Origin of the sequence: Streptomyces collinus, from assembly GCF_031348265.1 — a bacterium.
Classification (GTDB): Bacteria; Actinomycetota; Actinomycetes; order Streptomycetales; family Streptomycetaceae; genus Streptomyces; species Streptomyces collinus.
Genome location: NZ_CP133771.1, coordinates 944,805 through 961,416, shown reverse-complemented (window position 1 = coordinate 961,416; position 16,612 = coordinate 944,805). Strand labels below are relative to the sequence as shown.

Sequence of the window (16,612 nt, the reverse complement as noted above, 5' to 3'; positions counted from 1 at the left end):
TCTGTGAGCACTGCTCTCGCTCTCTGATGCCAGTGTGCACGGGCTCACCCCGTCCGTGCAAGAGCACTGCTCTCGATTTTGTTCAGCGCTCCGTTCTGTGTGCACTGCTCCGTTCTCATGGGAGACTGCCCGGCATGAGCACCGCACAGGGCGCCCGTGCCCGGGCCAGGATCGAAGTCACCGCGGCCATCAAGGACGAGGCCCGCAGACAGCTCGCGGCGGAGGGCGCCGCCCGGCTCTCCCTGCGGGCCGTGGCCCGTGAGCTCGGCATGGTCTCCTCCGCGCTGTACCGCTACTTCCCCAGCCGTGACGACCTGCTGACCGCGCTCATCATCGACGCCTACGACTCCCTCGGGGAGAGCGCCGAGGCGGCCCACGAGGCGGCGGCCCCGCCCTTCGAGCGCTGGATCTCGGTCTGCCAGGCGGTGCGCGGCTGGGCGCTGGACCATCCCCACGAGTACGCGCTGATCTACGGATCACCGGTCCCCGGCTACACGGCCCCCGACACCACCGTCCCGGCCGCCGCCCGCGTCGGCCTGCTGCTCATCGGCATCGCCCGCGACGCCCACCGGGGAGCGGCTCCCGACCGGCCCGCGCTGGCGGACGACCTCCGGCCGGAGGCCGAGCGCATGGCCGCCGACCTCGCTCCCGACCTCCCCCCAGAGGTCGTCACGGCCCTCGTCGCCGCCTGGGCCCAGCTGTACGGACTGGTCGGCTTCGAGCTGTTCGGCCAGTTCAACCGGGTCGTGGAGGACCGGGAGACGTTCTTCCGGCACGCGGTGGGACAACTCGCCCGAGGGGTGGGGCTGGTTCCCGGGCCCCGGTAGCCCGCCGGGGGCTTGCCGTTGATCGCGCGTACTTCCCGGGGAGTACGCGCGATCACCACGCCGGGGTGACGCGGCTGCGGCGGCGTGGCGTCTAGCGTGGCCGGTATGGACGAGCAGCGCGCGCGGAGCGGCCCGCCGCAGGGGTGGCGGCACGGGCCCCCGCCGTGGGACCGGTGGGAGCGCCCCGCGACGCGATGGCCCTGGCGCTCCACGGTCCTCGTGACCGTGTTCGTCCTGGTCGGCTCGGGCTTCGCCGCCCACGGGCAGCAGGGCGAGCGGGCGGAACTGGATCTCTTCGCACGGGTGCTGCTGCTGGTGGCCGCCGGGCTGCTGCTGTGGCGCAAGCGGTATCCGGTGGCGGTGGTGTTCGGCACGGCGGCCGCCGTCATGGTCTATCTGGGGGCCGGGTATCCCTACGGGCCGGTGCTCTTCACCGTCGCCCTGGCCTGCTTCAGTGCCGTCGTCGCCGGGCACCGCCGGGCGGCCTGGGCCGCGATGGGCATGCTCTGGGCCGGGCACGTCCTGGTGGCGCACTGGCTCTTCCGGTGGCTGCCGCCGTCCGGCGACTCAGCCGTCTCCTGGGGCGAGGAGATCGTCGTCGCCACCTGGCTGGTGGCCATCGCGGCGGTGTCGGAGCTGTTCCGCGTCCGGCGCGAGCAGTGGGTCCGCGAACGGGCCGAGCGTGCCGAGGCCGCGCGGCGGCGGGCCGACGAGGAGCGGCTACGGATCGCGCGGGAGCTGCACGACGTCCTCGCACACAGCATCTCCGTCATCAACGTGCAGGCCGGGGTCGGCCTCGCGCTCCTCGACACCGACCCCGAACAGGCCCGCACGGCCCTCACCACCATCAAGGACCAGAGCAAGGAGGCACTCGGCGAGGTGCGCCAGGTGCTCGACACGCTGCGCGCCCCCGGTGACGCGCCGCGCACCCCCGCGCCCGGGCTCGACCGGCTGCCCGAACTGGTGGAGCAGGCCGCGGGCGCGGGCCTCACGGTCGACGTCGAGGGGAAGCCGCCGCGCCTCGCCCCCGGCACGGACCTCGCCGCCTTCCGGATCGTCCAGGAGGCCCTGACCAACGTCGTACGCCACTCGGGTTCGCGGCACGCGCGCGTGCACCTGGCGCACGACGCGCGGGTGCTGCGGCTGCGCGTGGACGACGACGGGCCCGCGACCGGGGACGATGCGGGCGGCAGTGGTAACGGGCTCGCCGGCATGCGGGAGCGGGCCGCCGCCCTGGGGGGCACCATCGAGGCGGGCCCCCGCCCGGACGGCGGGTTCCGGGTGCTCGCCGTGCTGCCGCTCCCGTCTTCCGCCGGCACATCTCACCGACCGATGCAGGAGGACCGGTGATCCGCGTACTGCTCGCCGACGACCAGTCACTGGTACGGGCGGGGTTCCGGGCGCTGCTCGACGCGCAGCCCGACATCGAGGTGGCCGCGGAGGCCGCCGACGGCGCGGAGGCCGTGCGCCGCATCCGCGAACTGCGGCCCGACGTGGTCCTGATGGACATCCGCATGCCCGCCCTCGACGGCCTCGCCGCGACCCGGCAGGTGACCGGTGACGCCGGTCTGAAGGACGTCAGGGTCGTCATGCTCACCACCTTCGAGCTCGACGAGTACGTCTTCGAGGCGATCCGCTCCGGCGCCTCCGGCTTCCTGGTCAAGGACACCGAGCCGGAGGAACTCCTGCGCGCCGTACGGGCGGTGGTCGCGGGCGACGCGCTGCTGTCGCCGGGTGTCACACGGCGGCTGATCTCCGAGTTCGCCTCCCGCTCCAAGGAGCCGGCGGCGGCCGGCGCCCTGGCCCGGCTCACCGAGCGGGAGCGGGAGGTGATGGCGCTGGTCGGCATCGGCCTGTCCAACGAGGAGATCGCCCGCCGCCTGGTCGTCAGCCCGCTCACCGCGAAGACCCACGTCAGCCGCACGATGGTGAAGCTCGGTGCCCGCGACCGGGCCCAACTGGTCGTTCTCGCCTACGAGTCGGGGCTGGTGCGGCCGGGCTGGCTGGGCTGACCGGCCTTGCGGAACCGGACCAGCACACTGACGACCCGGACGGCGAAGAGCACCGGCGCGAGCACCAGACCGGCGAGGGGCAGCAGGCGCTCCGGCGTCTCCGGCAGGTCGAAGAGCAGCGCGGGCCCCGCCACGGCCCCGAACACCACCGCCGCCGCGAAGGCCGCGCTGCACAGCGCGTACCCGATCTCGACGGTGATCGCGTCCCGTTCGGCCTGTGTGCGCCGTCCCCCGTTACTGGTCATACGGCGAGTGAAACAGGGGTGCGCCCGGCGGGCAAGGCAGCCCGCCGGGCGCACGGTCGGAGGCGGTCCCCCGGGTTATGCGCTAGTCGCGGACGGCGACGCGCTCCGCCTCCTTCGGGGTGGACTTGGCGACCACGACGGACGGCCCGGAGGACGGCCGGTCCCGGCGGGGGCGCAGGCCCGTGAGGGTGATCAGCAGGCCCGCGAGGGCGACGAGCGTCACGACCACCAGGCCGGGCCGGTAACTGTCCAGGACGGCCTGCGGCGAGGGGTTGCCGCCCTCGGGGGAGTTCGCGGTGACCACCGCCGTCACCACGGCGAGGAAGATCGCGCCGCCGACCTGGACCGAGGTGTTGAGCAGCCCGGAGACCATGCCTTGCTCGTGCTCGTCCACGCCGTTGGTGGCCTGGACGTTGAGGGACGGGAAGGTCAGCGCGAAGCCCGAGCCGACCAGCAGCATCGTCGGAAGGATCACCGCCGCGTAGACCGGGTCGAGGTCGATGCGCAGGAACAGCACGTACCCGGTGACCATCAGCGCGAAGCCCAGCACCATCAGCCGGGCGGTGCCGAAGCGGTCGATGACGGCTCCGACCTTCGTCGCGGACAGTGCCACCAGCGCGCCCGCCGGCAGGAAGGCCAGGGCCGTGTGCAGCGCGGACCAGCCGAGCAGCTGCTGCATGTACAAGGTGACCAGGAACTGGAAGCCGATGTAGCTGCCGACGAACGTCAACGCGCCCAGCTGGGCTCGCACTTGCGGCCCCGAGCGCAGCACGCCGAGCCGGATCAGCGGGCTGGGGCTGCGCCGCTCGACGGCGACGAAGGCCGCCAGGAGGACGGCCACCGCGGCGAAGGACAGGACGGTGCGGGCCGAGCCCCAGCCCACCTCGGGCGCCTCGACGACGGTGAAGACGAGCAGTAGCATCGAGGCGGTGCCGAGGACGGCGCCGGGGACGTCGTAGCCGCCCTTGCCGCGCTCGCGCTCGGTGCGCGGCAGCAGCTTCATGCCCACGAACAGGGCGATCAGCGCGACGGGGGCGGGCAGGAGCATGGTGAGCCGCCAGCTGGCCTCCGTGAGCAGGCCGGAGAAGACCAGGCCCATCGAGTAGCCGGTGGCGCCGCAGGTGGTGTAGATGGCCAGGGCGCGGTTGCGCAGGGGGCCTTCGGGAAACGTCGTGGTGATGATCGACAGGCCGGCGGGGGCGGTGAAGGCCGCGCTCAGGCCCTTGATGAAGCGGCTGGCGATGAGCAGCGGCCCGGAGTCGACGAGACCGCCGAGCAGCGAGGCGAGTGCGAAGACGCCGAGGGCCACGAGGAAGACCTGGCGCCGGCCCAGCAGGTCGGCGGCACGGCCGCCGAGGAGCAGCAGTCCGCCGTAGCCCAGGATGTAGCCGCTGACGATCCATTGCAGCGCCGAGGTCGACAGGCCGAGGTCGGCGCCGATGGACGGCAGGGCGACGCCGACCATGGACACGTCCAGGGCGTCCAGGAACATCGCGGCGCAGAGCACGAGCAGGGTGCCCCAGAGCCGTGGCGTCCAACGCCCGTCGGACGTGGGGGAGATGAGCGGAGAGGTCATACCCGGGACACTACATGCGCATGCATGAGATGCAAATGCATTTAATTCAGGTGCAACAATCTCGGTTCTCTGTTACGGTGCGGCGCATGGCTCAGCAGGCCGAGCAGGCGCTCGCGGAACAGTGGCGGGACATTCTGGCGCTGCACGCGCGGACCCAGTGCGAACTCGACCGTGCGCTGCACGGCCACGGTTTGTGCGCCAGCGACTTCGAGGTGCTCGACGTCCTCGCCGGGTGCCGCACGCCGAAGGGCACGCCCTCCTACCGCGTCCAGGAGATCTCCGAGCGGGTCCACCTCAGCCAGAGCGCGTTGTCGCGGCTGATCGCCCGGCTGGAGAAGGAGGGCCTCGTCGAGCGCGGCATGTGCTCCGAGGACCGGCGTGGCGTGAAGGTCTGCCTCACGGCGAAGGGGCGCGCGCTGCACGGCGAGGTGCTTCCCGTGCAGCGCGCGGTGCTGGCGCGGATGCTCACCGACGGCTGATCGCCTGCCGCGCAGGTACGCCGTCCATGTCATCTCGGTGTCGGGGTCGGCACCGATGTACCGGTGGACCCGCGTCGGCGGCTGCTCAGATCGCCGACGCCTCCCGCCACAGCGCGGCGAGCGCCTGGTCGCCCGTGGCGTTCGGCAGCGGAGCCCGGTTCCACAGCGCCAGGTACAACTCCTCGGCCGGACCGGACAGTTCGCACTCGGCCTCGCCGGAGGCGTCCCGCGTCGTCACGGGCGGCTCCGTTGACAGCCGTACCGTCCACACCGCGCCGGTGTCCTCCGCGCGGACCCGCAGAACACGCGGCTCGGGGGTGCGTACCCGGCTCCTGGAGCGGGCGTGGAAGCCGCGCAGCAGTTCGTCGATGCCGTCGGTGGCGAACTCGGGGGTGACGCCGGTCGGGCTGCCCCCGCGCGCGGACTCGGCGTCGACCCGGTGCACGGCCGTCTCATGCGCCTGCCGGCGGGCCCAGAAGGCCAGCGGTGACGGCGCGGGCAGGAAGGTGAAGCACTCCACGTCGGGCGAGGCGCCGGCCAGTGCGCTCACGAGGTGCCGGTGGCTGTCGCGGTACCAGGCCACGAGCTCCGCGCCGTCCAGGTCGGTGGGTTCGACCAGCGGACGGCCCTCGGTGAGCTGCTCCGCGACGAACGCGGCGGCCCAGCGGTGCACGGCGCCCGTGTGCCGCAACAGGTCGCGCACCTGCCATCCGGGGCACGTCGGCACCTTGGCGTCGGTCCCGGCCTCCTCGGCGGCCGCGGCCAGCAGCCTGCCTTCCGTCTGCAGTGCCTGAAGGAACTCGGCGGTCTCCATGGCGCCGAGTCTGCCGCATGAAGCGCTCTCGAAGCCCGGTGATTTCCGGCGGCCGCCCCGGGGGCTACGGCAGCGGCGTCCCGCCCGTCGCGTTGACGATCTCGGCGGTGATGTACGACGCCTCCTGGGAGGCGAGGAAGACGTACGCCGGAGCCATCTCGGCCGGCTGGGCGGGCCGTCCGATGGGGGCCTGCTCGCCGAACGTCCGGGTGTCCGGGAGGGTCGCCGGGATCAGCGGCGTCCACACCGGGCCCGGCGCCACCGCGTTGACGCGGATGCCCTTCTCGATCAGCATCTGCGCCAGCCCCTGCGTGAAGGTGACGATCGCGCCCTTCGTCGTCGCGTAGTCCAGCAGATGCGGACTGGGCTTGTACGCCTGCACCGACGTGGAGTTGATGATGCTGCCGCCCTCCGGGATGTGCGGCAGGGCCAGCTTGCACAGCCAGAACATCCCGTACAGGTTGGTGCGCAGTACCCGGTCGAACTGCTCGGTGGTGATCGCCTCGATGCCGTCGGGCTGGGACATCTGGTACGCGGCGTTGTTCACGAGGACGTCGATCCGGCCGAACTCCTCCACGGCCCGCTCGATCAGCGCCCGGCAGTTCTCCTCCTCCCGCACGTCGCACGAGACGGGCACCGCACGGCGGCCGGCCCCCTCGACGAGCCGGGCGGTCTCGGCGGCGTCGTCCTTCTCGTCATCCAGATGGGTGAAGAGCACGTCGGCTCCCTCACGGGCGAACGCGAGGGCGACCGCGCGGCCGATGCCGGAGTCCCCGCCGGTGATCACGGCCTTGCGGCCCTCCAGCCTGCCGTTGCCCCGGTACGACTCCTCGCCGTGGTCCGGGGGCGGGTCCATCGGGCCGGTCCAGCCCGGGTGCGGCTGGTCCTGGGAGGGAAACTCCGGGGTCGGGTGCTGCTCGACGGGGTGCTGCTGTTCGGTCACGGGTCTGCCTCCTTGTACACGTCGTACGGCCCGGTGATCACCACGGGCGTGGCCACGGGTACCCAGCATCACCGGCATCCCCCCTGGCAGCGTGTCTCCTCCTCAGCCCCCGGCCGTGCGCCGGGCAGCCGCCCCCACCAGCGCGCCGACGGCCGCCGCCACCGCCGCCAGCACCGCCACGCTGGTCAGCGCGGCGGGCAGGGTGAACCAGTCCGCCATGAAGCCGATCGCGGGCGGGCCGAGGAGCATGCCCCCGTAGCCGAGCGTCGAGGCCGTGGCGACGCCGCCGGGGCCGGCGAGTGCGCCCGCGCGTTCGACGGCCACGGGGAAGAGGTTCGCGAGGCCGATGCCCGTGATCGCGTATCCGAGGAGGGCCGCCCAGAGGGAGGGGGCGAGGGAGCCGAGCAGCATTCCGGCCGCCGCGATGGTGCCGCCGGCGACGACGGTCCGGGTCCGCCCCAGGCGCTCCAGCAGCGTCGTGCCGGTCAGGCGCCCCACCGTCATGGCGAGCGCGAAACAGGAGTAGCCCGCGGCCGCGGCCCCCGCCGAGGCGTTCAGATCCTGTTCGAGGTGCAGGGCGCCCCAGTCGGCCAGCGCCCCCTCGCCGTACGCGGTGCACCCCGCGATCACGCCGAACACGATCACCAGCCCCCGGGTGCGGCGGTCCGGACGGCGCGGGGCGCCTTCGGCGGGCAGGTCCCGCTCCGGAGGCGCCGGCGGCTCGTGCCGCAGGAGCGTGGGGCCCGCCACTGCGGTCACGACCAGGCCGACGAGGGTGAGCAGCAGCAGGTGCCGCGTGGGGGAGAGGACCCCCGCGACCAGCCCGCCCAGCCCCGCTCCGACCATGCCGCCCAGGCTGAACGCCGCGTGGAAGCTCGGCATGACCGGCCGCCGCAGCGCGGCCACGAGCTCGACGGCCGCGCTGTTGAAGGCGACGTTGATCCCGCCGTACGCGGCTCCGAAGAGCAGCAGGACCAGGCCCAGCGCGAGCACCGAGTGGGTCAGCGGGGGCAGGGCGACGCTCAGGGAGAGCAGGACGGCGCAGACGACGGTGACCCGGTGGTTCCCGAAGCGGCGGCACAGGCGCCCCGTGAGGGTCATGGTGACGACGGCCCCGGCGGAGACGCCCAGGAGGGCGAGGCCGAGGGCACTGGCGGAGGCGCCGGTCTGCGCCTTGACGGCGGGGATGCGCACGACCCAGCCGGCGAAGACGAAGCCGTCGAGGGCGAAGAAGACGGTGAGGGCGATCCGGAGCCGGGTGAGGGAGTCGCTGTGGCCCGGCACGTCCTTGTGCGTTCGGGGTTTGTTTATTTGCGGCACAAACTCAGGCTAGGTGGGTGCGGTGTCGAGGACAAGGTGCGACTCTGGGACGAGACCATCCGCTGAGGCGCGGACGAATCCGCCGCAGGAGCGCAGGAGGGCACATGGGACGTGACGTGCCGGCCCTGGTGTTCACCCGTGAGGACCGTCGTCGCTACCGGGAGAAGATGCACACCGACCTCGAAGTGCTCGCCCGGATGCTCCACGAGTCGGGGTTCGAGAGCGAGCGCCCCCAGGTCGGTCTTGAGATAGAGCTCAACCTGGTCGACGACGCCGGGCTGCCCGCGATGCGCAGCACCGACGTGCTCCAGGCGATCGCCGACCCCGCCTGGTCGAGCGAGCTGGGCCGCTTCAACCTGGAGATCAACATCCCGCCCCGGCAGCTGACCTCCGGCGGCCCCGGCTCCTGGGAGCAGGCGATCCGGGACGCCCTCAACCACGCCGAGGACCGCGCCGCGGCGGTGGGCGCGCACCTGATCATGGTCGGCATCCTGCCGACCCTGGGCGAGTCGGACGTCAGCGAGGCCGCGCTCTCCGGCGACCCCCGGTACCGGCTCCTCAACGAGCAGATCTTCGCGGCCCGGGGCGAGGACCTGCGGATCAGGGTCGACGGTGTGGAGCGCCTGTCGACGTACGCCGACACGATCACTCCCGAGGCGGCCTGCACCAGCACCCAGTTCCATCTCCAGGTCGACCCGAAGGAGTTCCCGCACTACTGGAACGCCGCCCAGGCCATCGCGGGCGTGCAGATCGCCCTCGCGGCGAACTCGCCCTTCCTGTTCGGCAAGGAACTGTGGCGCGAGACGCGCATCCCCCTGTTCGAGCAGGCCACCGACACCCGCCCCGAGGAGATCAAGGCCCAGGGCGTACGGCCCCGGGTGTGGTTCGGGGAGCGCTGGATCACCAGCGTCTTCGACCTCTTCGAGGAGAACGTGCGCTACTTCCCGGCCCTGCTGCCGCTGTGCGAGGACGAGGACCCGCAGCGGGAGCTGGACAGCGGCGGCGTCCCCCAGCTGGGCGAACTGACCCTGCACAACGGCACCATCTACCGCTGGAACCGCCCCATCTACGCGGTCACCGACAGCGGCCCGCATCTGCGCATCGAGAACCGGGTGCTGCCTGCCGGCCCGACCGTGGCCGACATCATCGCCAACGGCGCCTTCTACTACGGCCTGACCCGCGCCCTGGTCGACGAGGACCGGCCGGTGTGGACGCGGATGTCCTTCTCGGTCGCCGAGGAGAACCTGCACACCGCGGCCCGCGACGGCATCGACGCCCGCCTGTACTGGCCCGGCGTGGGCGAAGTGCCGGTCACGGAACTGGTGTTGCGGCGTCTGCTGCCCCTGGCCCACCGGGGACTGGAACTGACCGGCATGGACGCCGCGTGGCGCGAACCCCTGCTGGGCATCATCGAGCAGCGCTGCGTCACCGGCCGCAACGGCGCCCTGTGGCAGGTGGAGACGGTGCACCACCTGGAGAAGGCCGGCATCTCCGACCGCCGTGAGGCACTGCGGCAGATGACCAGGACGTACATGGACTACATGCACATGAACGCGCCCGCGCACACCTGGCCCGTGGACTGACCTCAGGCGGGCCATGCGTGCCACTGGGCGGCGGCCGTCAGAGGCACGGGTGCGGGCACCCGTGCCGACGTCGTCAGCTCGATCCGGCGTCCCTCGGCCGCCGAACGCAGCAGCGCGGTCATCGTCTCCAGTACGTGCAGGGCGAGTTCACCGTCGGCTCGCGGTGCCCGCGACGCGTCGGCGGTGAGGAAGTCCAGCAGTCCGAGGCCGCGGGAGCCGTCCGCGTAGCCCGCGGACACCGGCAGGGCCCGCCACCTCGTGTCGCCCAGCGCGTGGAGACGCACCTCGCCGTCGAAGCGGTTCGGGTCGGGCACCGACAGGGTGCCGCTCTCGCCGTGCACCTCGATCGGGGCGGCCGTGGTGGCCACGCCGTCGAAGCTCGTCGTGAGCGTCGTCAGCGTCCCGTTCACGTGCTCCAGCACGCCGGAGACATGACTGTCCACCTCGACCGGTATGCGCTCGCCCGCGCGCGGCCCGGAACCGATCACGCGCTCTTCGCGCAGCCGCCCGGCCGCCCCGGTCACGGCACGCACCGGCCCCAGCAGGTGGACCAGGGACGACAGGTAGTACGGCCCCATGTCCAGCAGCGGGCCGCCGCCGGCCGTGTAGTAGAAGTCGGGGTGGGGATGCCAGCGTTCATGCCCCGGGGTGACCATCACGGCGGAGGCGAACTGGGGGCGTCCGATCCTCCCCGCCTCCACGGCTGCCCGCGCGGTCTGGATGCCCGTGCCCAGCACGGTGTCCGGGGCACAGCCCACCGCGGTGCCCGCGCGCTCGGCGGCTTTGAGGACGGACCGGGCGTCCGCCAGGTCCGCCGCCAGCGGCTTCTCCCCGTAGACGTTCTTGCCGTGACGGATCCCCCCGAGGGCTATCCCGGCGTGGGCCGCGGGGGTGGTCAGGTTCAGCACCGTGTCCACGTCCGGGCTGCTCAGCAGTTCGCCGACCGACAGCGCCCGGGCGTCCGGCAGTTCGGCGGCGGCCACGGCCGAGCGAGAGGCGTCGAGGTCGGCGACCGCGGTGACGCGCACCCCGGGATGGCCGGCGAGGGTGTCCAGGTACGCGCGGGAGATGACGCCGAGTCCTACGACCCCGACGCGGTGCGCGTCGCCCACAGCATGCCCCTTTCGATGATGGTGCGGACCTGGGGGTGCTCCAGCACGTCGACACTGTGCCCCGGTGTCGTCACCACGATCCGCCCGGCGCCCCACCGGCGGGTCCAGACCGCCGGTGAGGTGACCGGCCGGTGCCAGGGCTGCCACGGCCGGGTGGGATGCGTGGTGGTGGCCAGGACGTCGATGAGGTCGTCGTGCAGCACCCAGTACTGCTCGGTGTCCAGGGCGAAGTCCTCGATGCCCGCGGTGACCGGGTGCGCGCGGCCGGCTTCGGTGAGCGTGATGGTGTGCGGCAGGAAGTTGTCGTCCGCCGCACCCCGGCGCTCGCACGGTTCCTTGCCGGGGTGCGTGGCGAACTGGCCGCCCACCAGGTGCAGATAGTCCGAGGAGGCGCGGAACGAGTCGGCGATGCCGCCGTGCCAGCCGGTGAAGCCGGTCCCGGCCACGACCGCGGAGGTCAGCCCCGCCAGCTGTTCGCGCGTGATCTCCGACATCGTCACGCACTGCACGACCAGGTCGGTGGCGGCCAGTTCGGCGGCATCCGCGTAGATCTCGGTCGACTCCTCGACCCGGACGGCGTACCCGTTGCTCCGGAGGAAGGGCAGGAACAGTTCCGTGGCCGCGACCGGCTGGTGCCCTTCCCAGCCGCCCCGGACCACCAAGGCTCTCTTCTGCGTCATCGTGATCTCACTATGCGCCGGTCGCCGGCGATCGGAAAAGAGGGCCGGGCATCACGAAAGTTTCGCGGCGGCGGCCCGCGCCGAGACCATCCAGCAGGCTGCGGTGTAGCGGACCTCCGTGCCCTGCACGAAGGGGTCGAAGGCCGGCCGGACCGCCTCGACGATCTCCGCCCGGGTCCGCTCGTCGGCCCCGGGCAGGACCATGCCGAGCGGACCGAGCCGCGTGAAGTAGGTGACGAGGTCCTTCTCGGGCAGGGCGCAGACCACGTCCACCGGCTGGATGTCGATCCCGGCCCAGCCGCTCTCCGCCAGGATGCGGCGGACGCGCTCCGGGTCAGCGAACGCGAACTGGCCCGGCTGGTCCGGCCGGCGGGCGGGCAGGTCCGGCAGGAACGGGGCCGCGGCGCGTTCGGCCGTCGTCATGAACGGGTTCTCCCCGGGCCCCCGCCACACGACGCACCGCAGCCCGGCCCCGTCCCTCACCGCGCTCCGCAGATTGCCGAAGGCCCGCACCGGGTCGCTGAAGAACATGACACCGAAGCGCGAGACGACGGCGTCGAAGGCCCCTGGATCGAACGCGTACTCCTGCGCGTCGGCCTGAATGAACGACGCCGGTACGCCCTCCCGCTCGGCGTGCGCCCGGGCCGTCTCGATCATCGGCCCCGAGATGTCGACACCGACGCAGTGACCTGCCCTGCGGGCGACGGCCCGGGTGACGCCGCCCGTGCCGCAGCCCACGTCGAGCACACTGCCCGCGTGCTCGGCGGCCACCGCCTCGACGAGCAGCTCCTCGAACGGCCTGAACATCTCGTTCAGCAGCTCCTGGAGATCCACCCATGCGTTGCCGGCCGGCCCGTTCCAGCGGGCGGCCTGCTCGTCGTCGGTCCTGCGTGAGGCGTCCATCTTCGTCTCTCCCTCTGCTTGCCTTCGTCGGGACGGGATGACAGCGTTCTACTTCAAGTCGACTTGAGGTCAAGACAATGACAGACCTGGACATCGCCGAAGTGGCGCACCGCGCAGGCGTACCCGCCTCGACGCTGCGCTTCTACGAGGAGAAGGGGCTGATCGCCTCGACCGGCCGCCGCGGGCTGCGGCGTCAGTACGACCCCGGCGTGCTGGAGCGGCTGGCACTGATCGCGCTGGGGCGGACGGCCGGGTTCTCGCTCGACGAGATCGCGCAGATGTTCGCGCCGGACGGGCAGCCGCGGATCGACCGGCGGATGCTGTCCGCCAAGGCGGACGAACTGGACCGCAGGATCCGCGAACTGGGCGCCCTGCGCGACTCCCTGCGGCATGCCGCCGCCTGCCCCGCACCCAGCCACCTGGAGTGCGGCACCTTCCGCCGCCTGATCGACGCGGCGGCGTCCGGCGGTGTCGCCTCGCCCGGACGGCGGGTGCCCGGCCGCCGTTGACGGGCCCTCACGCTCTTGGTCCAAAACTGGCTCGCACTTTGCCCGATTCCCGTCGTCGCGTCCCTAGCGTCGGCAGCGAACTTCGGGAGGCCACCGTGCTGAAAACCGTGAGAGGGCAGGCAGCGGGTCTGACCAAGGACCAGCGCAACGCCTTCGTCGCCGCCTATCTCGGCTGGGCCATGGACGCGTTCGACTACTTCCTGGTCGTGCTCGTCTACAGCGAGATAGCCGACGACTTCCATGTCTCCCTCACCGACATGGCTTTCCTCACCACCGCGACCCTGGTGATGCGGCCGGTCGGCGCCCTGCTCTTCGGCATGTGGGCGGACCGCCGGGGCCGCCGCGTCCCGCTCATGGTCGACGTCGTCTTCTACTCGATCGTCGGCTTCGCCTGCGCCTTCGCGCCCGACTACACCGTGCTGCTGGTGCTGCGCCTGCTCTACGGCATCGGCATGGGCGGCGAATGGGGTCTGGGCGCGGCCCTGGCCATGGAGAAGATCCCCACCGAACGGCGCGGATTCTGGTCGGGCCTGCTGCAGAGCGGCTACTCGCTGGGGTATCTCCTGGCCGCCGTGGCGTTCTTCGTCATCGAGCCCGTCTTCGGCTGGCGCGGCCTGTTCGCGTTCAGCCTGCTGCCCGCCCTGGTCGCGCTGTGGGTGCGCAGCAGGGTGGAGGAGAGCGAGGTGTGGGAGAAGAGCGTCGCGCTCAACCGCACCCCCGCGCACCAGGTGTTCAGGAACCCCGCGGTGCTGCGGCGCTTCGTCTACCTGGTCGCGCTGATGACCGCCTTCAACTGGATGTCGCACGGCACCCAGGACATCTACCCGACCTTCGTGAAGAAGGGCCTCGACCTGTCGGCGAACACGTCGATCGCGATCGCGGTGGTCTACAACATCGGCGCCATGATCGGCGGAGTGGTGCTCGGTGCCTACTCCGAGCGACTGGGCCGCCGCCGGACCATCATGATCGCGGCGGCCGCCGGCCTGGTCGTGGTGCCGTTCTTCGTGCTGTCGACCACCGTCGGCTGGCTGATGCTGTCGTCCTTCCTCATGCAGGTGTGCGTGCAGGGCGCGTGGGGTGTCATCCCGGCGCATCTGACCGAGATGAGTCCGGACGCCGTGCGGGGCTTCTACCCGGGCGTCACCTACCAGCTCGGCAATCTGATCGCCGCACTCAACCTGCCGATCCAGGAGGCACTCGCCGAGCGCCACGGCTACCCGTCGGCGATGGCGTGGACCATCGTGCCCACCCTGGCCGTGGTGATCCTGCTGAGCGCGCTCGGCAAGGAGGCCAAGGGAATCCGCTTCGGGACCGGCTCGACGACCGCGCCGAGCGGTGCGGCGAGCGGCACGGTGCAGTCCTGAACGAAGGGGTGCTGTCCGGAAGTACCCGACGAACGGCAACTCCCCGATCCGGTCCACCGGGCCGGCCGACGGCGTGCCCGCCATGGTCCACCACCACCGCAGCGCGGACGGCCGAGGGTCCGGACCCGGCCGCGTCCCGCGTTTTGGATCAGTCCTTCTCCTGCGCTGCACGAGGGTTGTACGGGCGCTAACCGGCCTCCCACGAGAGTGGAATCACCGCTTCCCGCCAAGGAGAAGCGGCCACCGAAAGGGGACGGCCACATGGGTACCGCCAAGACACCGCAGCGCAGGGCCATACTCACCGGTGGGCTGGCTGCCGGCGCAGCGCTGCTCACCGCCTGCTCGTCGAAGGACACCGCCGGCACGGGCGGGGCAGCGGCCGCGGCGGGCACGCCCTCGCCCTCTCCCGCGGCGGCCGCGCGACCGGACTCGCCCTGGTCCGCGTTCGCACGGCTGATGGACGGCAACAAGCGCTGGGTGGACGGCACTCTCCAGCACCCCAACCGCGACCCGGAGCGGCGCGAGTTCGTCGCCGAGGCGCAGGACCCGTACGGCGTGATCCTCTCCTGCATCGACTCCCGCGTGCCGCCGGAGCTCGTCTTCGACACCGGCCTCGGCGATCTGTTCGTGATGCGCACCGGCGGGCAGGTCGTCGGACCGGTCGTCGTCGGTTCCGTGGAGTACGGCCCGATGACGTCCGGCACGCCGCTCGTCGTGGTCCTCGGCCACCAGCGATGCGGCGCGGTCAAGGCGGCGTACGAAGCATTGAGGGACCGCAAGCCGCTGCCCGGCAACCTCCAGTCGATCGCCGAAGCCCTGCGGCCGGCCTACCGGGAGACCGTCAAGCGGCAGCACGTCGACCCCGTCGACGCGATGGTCCGGATCCACACCAAGCAGACCGCCGCCGACCTGCGGACCAACAAGGACCTCGCGCCGCTCGTGAAGAAGGGCGACCTGGCCGTCGTCAGCGCCTACTACTCCCTCGACACCGGCCGTGTGGAGGTCCTCACCGGCGCGCCCTCCGCCTGACCGGGGGCCCGTGGAGACCGGGCGGGAAAAACGTTCCACGCCGGGTCACGGTATACTTGCGGCGCCCATGAAGGCCATCGTCGTGCCTGGTCGCGCGGCCGCAACAGCGAGGGGGTGGACGCCGTTCCGGCACGCCCCGCCCGCATCCAGGACGTCGCAGCCGCCGCCGGCGTCTCGGTGTCCACCGTGTCGAACGTGCTCAACCGGCCCGAGCGGGTCACCGCGCAGACCGCCGAGCGCGTCCGCGTCGCCGTCGCCGCGCTCGACTACGTCCCCCACCCGGGAGCCGCCGGTCTGCGCACCGGTCACTCCTCCGCGATCGGGCTGGTCCTGCCCGACGTCACCAACTCCTTCTACGCGCGCATCGCGCGGGGCGCCGCCGACGCGGCCTACGACCACGGCTACTCGCTCGTCCTGTGCCACAGCGGGGACGCCCCCGAGCGGGAGCAGGGATACTTCAGCATGCTCGTCGAGCAGCGGGCCGTCGGCGTCGTCGTCGTGCCGCTCAGCGCCGACCCGGGCCGGCTGGCCCGGCTGCGCGAGCGGGGCATCCCGCTCGTCCTGGCCGACCGCGCGATGCCCGACCGGGAGGGCTGCTCGGCCTCCGTCGACGACATCGCCGGCGGCCGCATCGCCGTACAGCACCTCCTCGACAGCGGGGCCCGCGACATCCTCGTCGTCAACGGCGAGCGCGGCATACGCCAGTGCGCCGACCGCTACCAGGGCGCCCGGCAGGCCGTCCGCAGCCGCCGCGAGGCCCGGCTCGGCCAGGTCGTCGCCGAGCGGATGACCGTCGCCTACGGCACGGAGATCGCCCGCGGGCTGAAGGAGCTGCCCGACGGGGTGTTCTGCACCAACGACTTCCTCGCCGCCGGCCTGTGCCGGGGGCTGACCGAACGCGGCGTGCGCATCCCCGAGGACGTGCAGGTCGTCGGCTACGGCGACCTCGACGTCGCGACCTTCGGGGCGACGACCCTGACCACGGTCCGGCAGCCCGTCGAGGACCTCGGCCGGGCGGCGGTGGAGATGCTGCTCGACGAGATCGAGGCCCGCGCGGACCACCTCCACGAGACCCGCGTCTTCGCCCCCGGCCTCGTCCTGCGCGACTCCACCCGGCCGCTCTCGGACGACTGACCCCCGGCCAGGGCCTGTCGTTTGGATCAGGTCGCGGGGCATCGGCGGTGCCTCTCGACGCCGGTGAGCGGGGCCTGGTGCG

At 72.3% G+C, this 16,612-nt stretch carries 17 protein-coding genes; 9 read left to right on the top strand and 8 right to left on the bottom strand.

The genetic code is table 11. The annotated features are described in order from the left end of the window. Nucleotides 1–134: 134 nt before the first annotated feature. From RFN52_RS04295 to RFN52_RS04285, 3 genes are all read left to right on the top strand, one after another. Nucleotides 135–827 (top strand): TetR/AcrR family transcriptional regulator, encoded by a 693-nt coding sequence (locus RFN52_RS04295; protein WP_184842527.1) that lies wholly within the window; start codon nucleotides 135–137, stop codon nucleotides 825–827. Nucleotides 828–932: 105 nt separating this feature from the next. Continuing rightward, nucleotides 933–2,177, top strand: coding sequence for a sensor histidine kinase (locus RFN52_RS04290; RefSeq protein ID WP_184842524.1), 1,245 nt, complete (start codon nucleotides 933–935; stop codon nucleotides 2,175–2,177). Continuing rightward, entirely contained in the window at nucleotides 2,174–2,839 is a 666-nt protein-coding gene (locus tag RFN52_RS04285; RefSeq protein ID WP_184842521.1) for a response regulator, read from the top strand. Before RFN52_RS04290 ends, RFN52_RS04285 begins: the two co-directional genes overlap by 4 nt. Here RFN52_RS04285 and RFN52_RS04280 read toward each other — a convergent pair. Both RFN52_RS04280 and RFN52_RS04275 read right to left on the bottom strand, forming a co-directional pair. Next, nucleotides 2,800–3,084 (bottom strand): DUF6332 family protein, encoded by a 285-nt coding sequence (locus RFN52_RS04280; protein WP_184842518.1) that lies wholly within the window; start codon nucleotides 3,082–3,084, stop codon nucleotides 2,800–2,802. The genes RFN52_RS04285 and RFN52_RS04280 overlap by 40 nt on opposite strands. Before the next feature lie 82 nt (nucleotides 3,085–3,166). Next, nucleotides 3,167–4,660, bottom strand: a complete 1,494-nt coding sequence (locus tag RFN52_RS04275; protein ID WP_184842516.1) for an MFS transporter — start codon at nucleotides 4,658–4,660, stop codon at nucleotides 3,167–3,169. A gap of 86 nt (nucleotides 4,661–4,746) precedes the next feature. On the opposite strand from RFN52_RS04275, the gene RFN52_RS04270 reads away from it, so the two are divergent. Further along, nucleotides 4,747–5,139 carry a MarR family winged helix-turn-helix transcriptional regulator gene (locus RFN52_RS04270; RefSeq protein WP_184842513.1) on the top strand — a complete coding sequence of 131 codons (393 nt, stop codon included), beginning with the start codon at nucleotides 4,747–4,749 and terminating at the stop codon, nucleotides 5,137–5,139. Nucleotides 5,140–5,224: 85 nt separating this feature from the next. Here RFN52_RS04270 and RFN52_RS04265 read toward each other — a convergent pair whose 3' ends face one another. The 3 genes from RFN52_RS04265 to RFN52_RS04255 all read right to left on the bottom strand — a co-directional run bounded on the left by RFN52_RS04265 (nucleotide 5,225) and on the right by RFN52_RS04255 (nucleotide 8,180). Beyond that, nucleotides 5,225–5,953 carry a maleylpyruvate isomerase family mycothiol-dependent enzyme gene (locus tag RFN52_RS04265; RefSeq protein ID WP_184842511.1) on the bottom strand — a complete coding sequence of 243 codons (729 nt, stop codon included), beginning with the start codon at nucleotides 5,951–5,953 and terminating at the stop codon, nucleotides 5,225–5,227. A gap of 64 nt (nucleotides 5,954–6,017) precedes the next feature. Beyond that, nucleotides 6,018–6,896, bottom strand: a complete 879-nt coding sequence (locus RFN52_RS04260) for an SDR family oxidoreductase (protein ID WP_184842508.1) — start codon at nucleotides 6,894–6,896, stop codon at nucleotides 6,018–6,020. Nucleotides 6,897–6,998: 102 nt separating this feature from the next. Further along, nucleotides 6,999–8,180, bottom strand: coding sequence for an MFS transporter (locus tag RFN52_RS04255; protein ID WP_184842505.1), 1,182 nt, complete (start codon nucleotides 8,178–8,180; stop codon nucleotides 6,999–7,001). A gap of 140 nt (nucleotides 8,181–8,320) precedes the next feature. Here RFN52_RS04255 and RFN52_RS04250 point away from each other — a divergent pair, with 140 nt between their 5' ends. After that, nucleotides 8,321–9,799 (top strand): glutamate-cysteine ligase family protein, encoded by a 1,479-nt coding sequence (locus RFN52_RS04250; RefSeq protein ID WP_184842502.1) that lies wholly within the window; start codon nucleotides 8,321–8,323, stop codon nucleotides 9,797–9,799. 2 nt (nucleotides 9,800–9,801) lie between these two features. On the opposite strand, the gene RFN52_RS04245 is transcribed toward RFN52_RS04250, so the two are convergent. Genes RFN52_RS04245 through RFN52_RS04235 form a run of 3 tightly spaced genes read right to left on the bottom strand, consistent with a single transcriptional unit; the run spans nucleotide 9,802 to nucleotide 12,494 of the window. Continuing rightward, nucleotides 9,802–10,911 carry a Gfo/Idh/MocA family protein gene (locus RFN52_RS04245; RefSeq protein WP_184842500.1) on the bottom strand — a complete coding sequence of 370 codons (1,110 nt, stop codon included), beginning with the start codon at nucleotides 10,909–10,911 and terminating at the stop codon, nucleotides 9,802–9,804. Beyond that, nucleotides 10,881–11,591: a ThuA domain-containing protein gene (locus RFN52_RS04240; protein ID WP_184842497.1), complete on the bottom strand. Its 711-nt coding sequence runs from the start codon at nucleotides 11,589–11,591 to the stop codon at nucleotides 10,881–10,883. The genes RFN52_RS04245 and RFN52_RS04240 overlap by 31 nt, the downstream gene beginning before the upstream one ends. Before the next feature lie 51 nt (nucleotides 11,592–11,642). Continuing rightward, nucleotides 11,643–12,494, bottom strand: coding sequence for a class I SAM-dependent methyltransferase (locus RFN52_RS04235; protein ID WP_184842494.1), 852 nt, complete (start codon nucleotides 12,492–12,494; stop codon nucleotides 11,643–11,645). A 77-nt stretch (nucleotides 12,495–12,571) separates the two neighbouring features. On the opposite strand from RFN52_RS04235, the gene RFN52_RS04230 reads away from it, so the two are divergent. The 4 genes from RFN52_RS04230 (at nucleotide 12,572) to RFN52_RS04215 (ending at nucleotide 16,530) form a co-directional block, all read left to right on the top strand. Beyond that, nucleotides 12,572–13,003: a helix-turn-helix domain-containing protein gene (locus tag RFN52_RS04230; protein WP_184842491.1), complete on the top strand. Its 432-nt coding sequence runs from the start codon at nucleotides 12,572–12,574 to the stop codon at nucleotides 13,001–13,003. A gap of 95 nt (nucleotides 13,004–13,098) precedes the next feature. Next, nucleotides 13,099–14,367 carry an MFS transporter gene (locus RFN52_RS04225; RefSeq protein ID WP_184842488.1) on the top strand — a complete coding sequence of 423 codons (1,269 nt, stop codon included), beginning with the start codon at nucleotides 13,099–13,101 and terminating at the stop codon, nucleotides 14,365–14,367. Nucleotides 14,368–14,628: 261 nt separating this feature from the next. Next, nucleotides 14,629–15,396, top strand: a complete 768-nt coding sequence (locus RFN52_RS04220; protein WP_184842485.1) for a carbonic anhydrase — start codon at nucleotides 14,629–14,631, stop codon at nucleotides 15,394–15,396. Between the two features lie 114 nt (nucleotides 15,397–15,510). Continuing rightward, nucleotides 15,511–16,530, top strand: coding sequence for a LacI family DNA-binding transcriptional regulator (locus tag RFN52_RS04215; RefSeq protein ID WP_184842482.1), 1,020 nt, complete (start codon nucleotides 15,511–15,513; stop codon nucleotides 16,528–16,530). Nucleotides 16,531–16,612 lie beyond the last annotated feature (82 nt).

What these genes read in the sequence shown, in the direction of transcription:
- RFN52_RS04295 (WP_184842527.1), top strand. Translation starts at nt 135, where the DNA reads ATGAGCACCGCACAGGGCGCCCGTGCCCGGGCCAGGATCGAAGTCACC.
- RFN52_RS04290 (WP_184842524.1), top strand. Translation starts at nt 933, where the DNA reads ATGGACGAGCAGCGCGCGCGGAGCGGCCCGCCGCAGGGGTGGCGGCAC.
- RFN52_RS04280 (WP_184842518.1), bottom strand. Translation starts at nt 3,084, where the DNA reads ATGACCAGTAACGGGGGACGGCGCACACAGGCCGAACGGGACGCGATC.
- RFN52_RS04275 (WP_184842516.1), bottom strand. Translation starts at nt 4,660, where the DNA reads ATGACCTCTCCGCTCATCTCCCCCACGTCCGACGGGCGTTGGACGCCA.
- RFN52_RS04270 (WP_184842513.1), top strand. Translation starts at nt 4,747, where the DNA reads ATGGCTCAGCAGGCCGAGCAGGCGCTCGCGGAACAGTGGCGGGACATT.
- RFN52_RS04265 (WP_184842511.1), bottom strand. Translation starts at nt 5,953, where the DNA reads ATGGAGACCGCCGAGTTCCTTCAGGCACTGCAGACGGAAGGCAGGCTG.
- RFN52_RS04250 (WP_184842502.1), top strand. Translation starts at nt 8,321, where the DNA reads ATGGGACGTGACGTGCCGGCCCTGGTGTTCACCCGTGAGGACCGTCGT.
- RFN52_RS04240 (WP_184842497.1), bottom strand. Translation starts at nt 11,591, where the DNA reads ATGACGCAGAAGAGAGCCTTGGTGGTCCGGGGCGGCTGGGAAGGGCAC.
- RFN52_RS04235 (WP_184842494.1), bottom strand. Translation starts at nt 12,494, where the DNA reads ATGGACGCCTCACGCAGGACCGACGACGAGCAGGCCGCCCGCTGGAAC.
- RFN52_RS04230 (WP_184842491.1), top strand. Translation starts at nt 12,572, where the DNA reads ATGACAGACCTGGACATCGCCGAAGTGGCGCACCGCGCAGGCGTACCC.
- RFN52_RS04220 (WP_184842485.1), top strand. Translation starts at nt 14,629, where the DNA reads ATGGGTACCGCCAAGACACCGCAGCGCAGGGCCATACTCACCGGTGGG.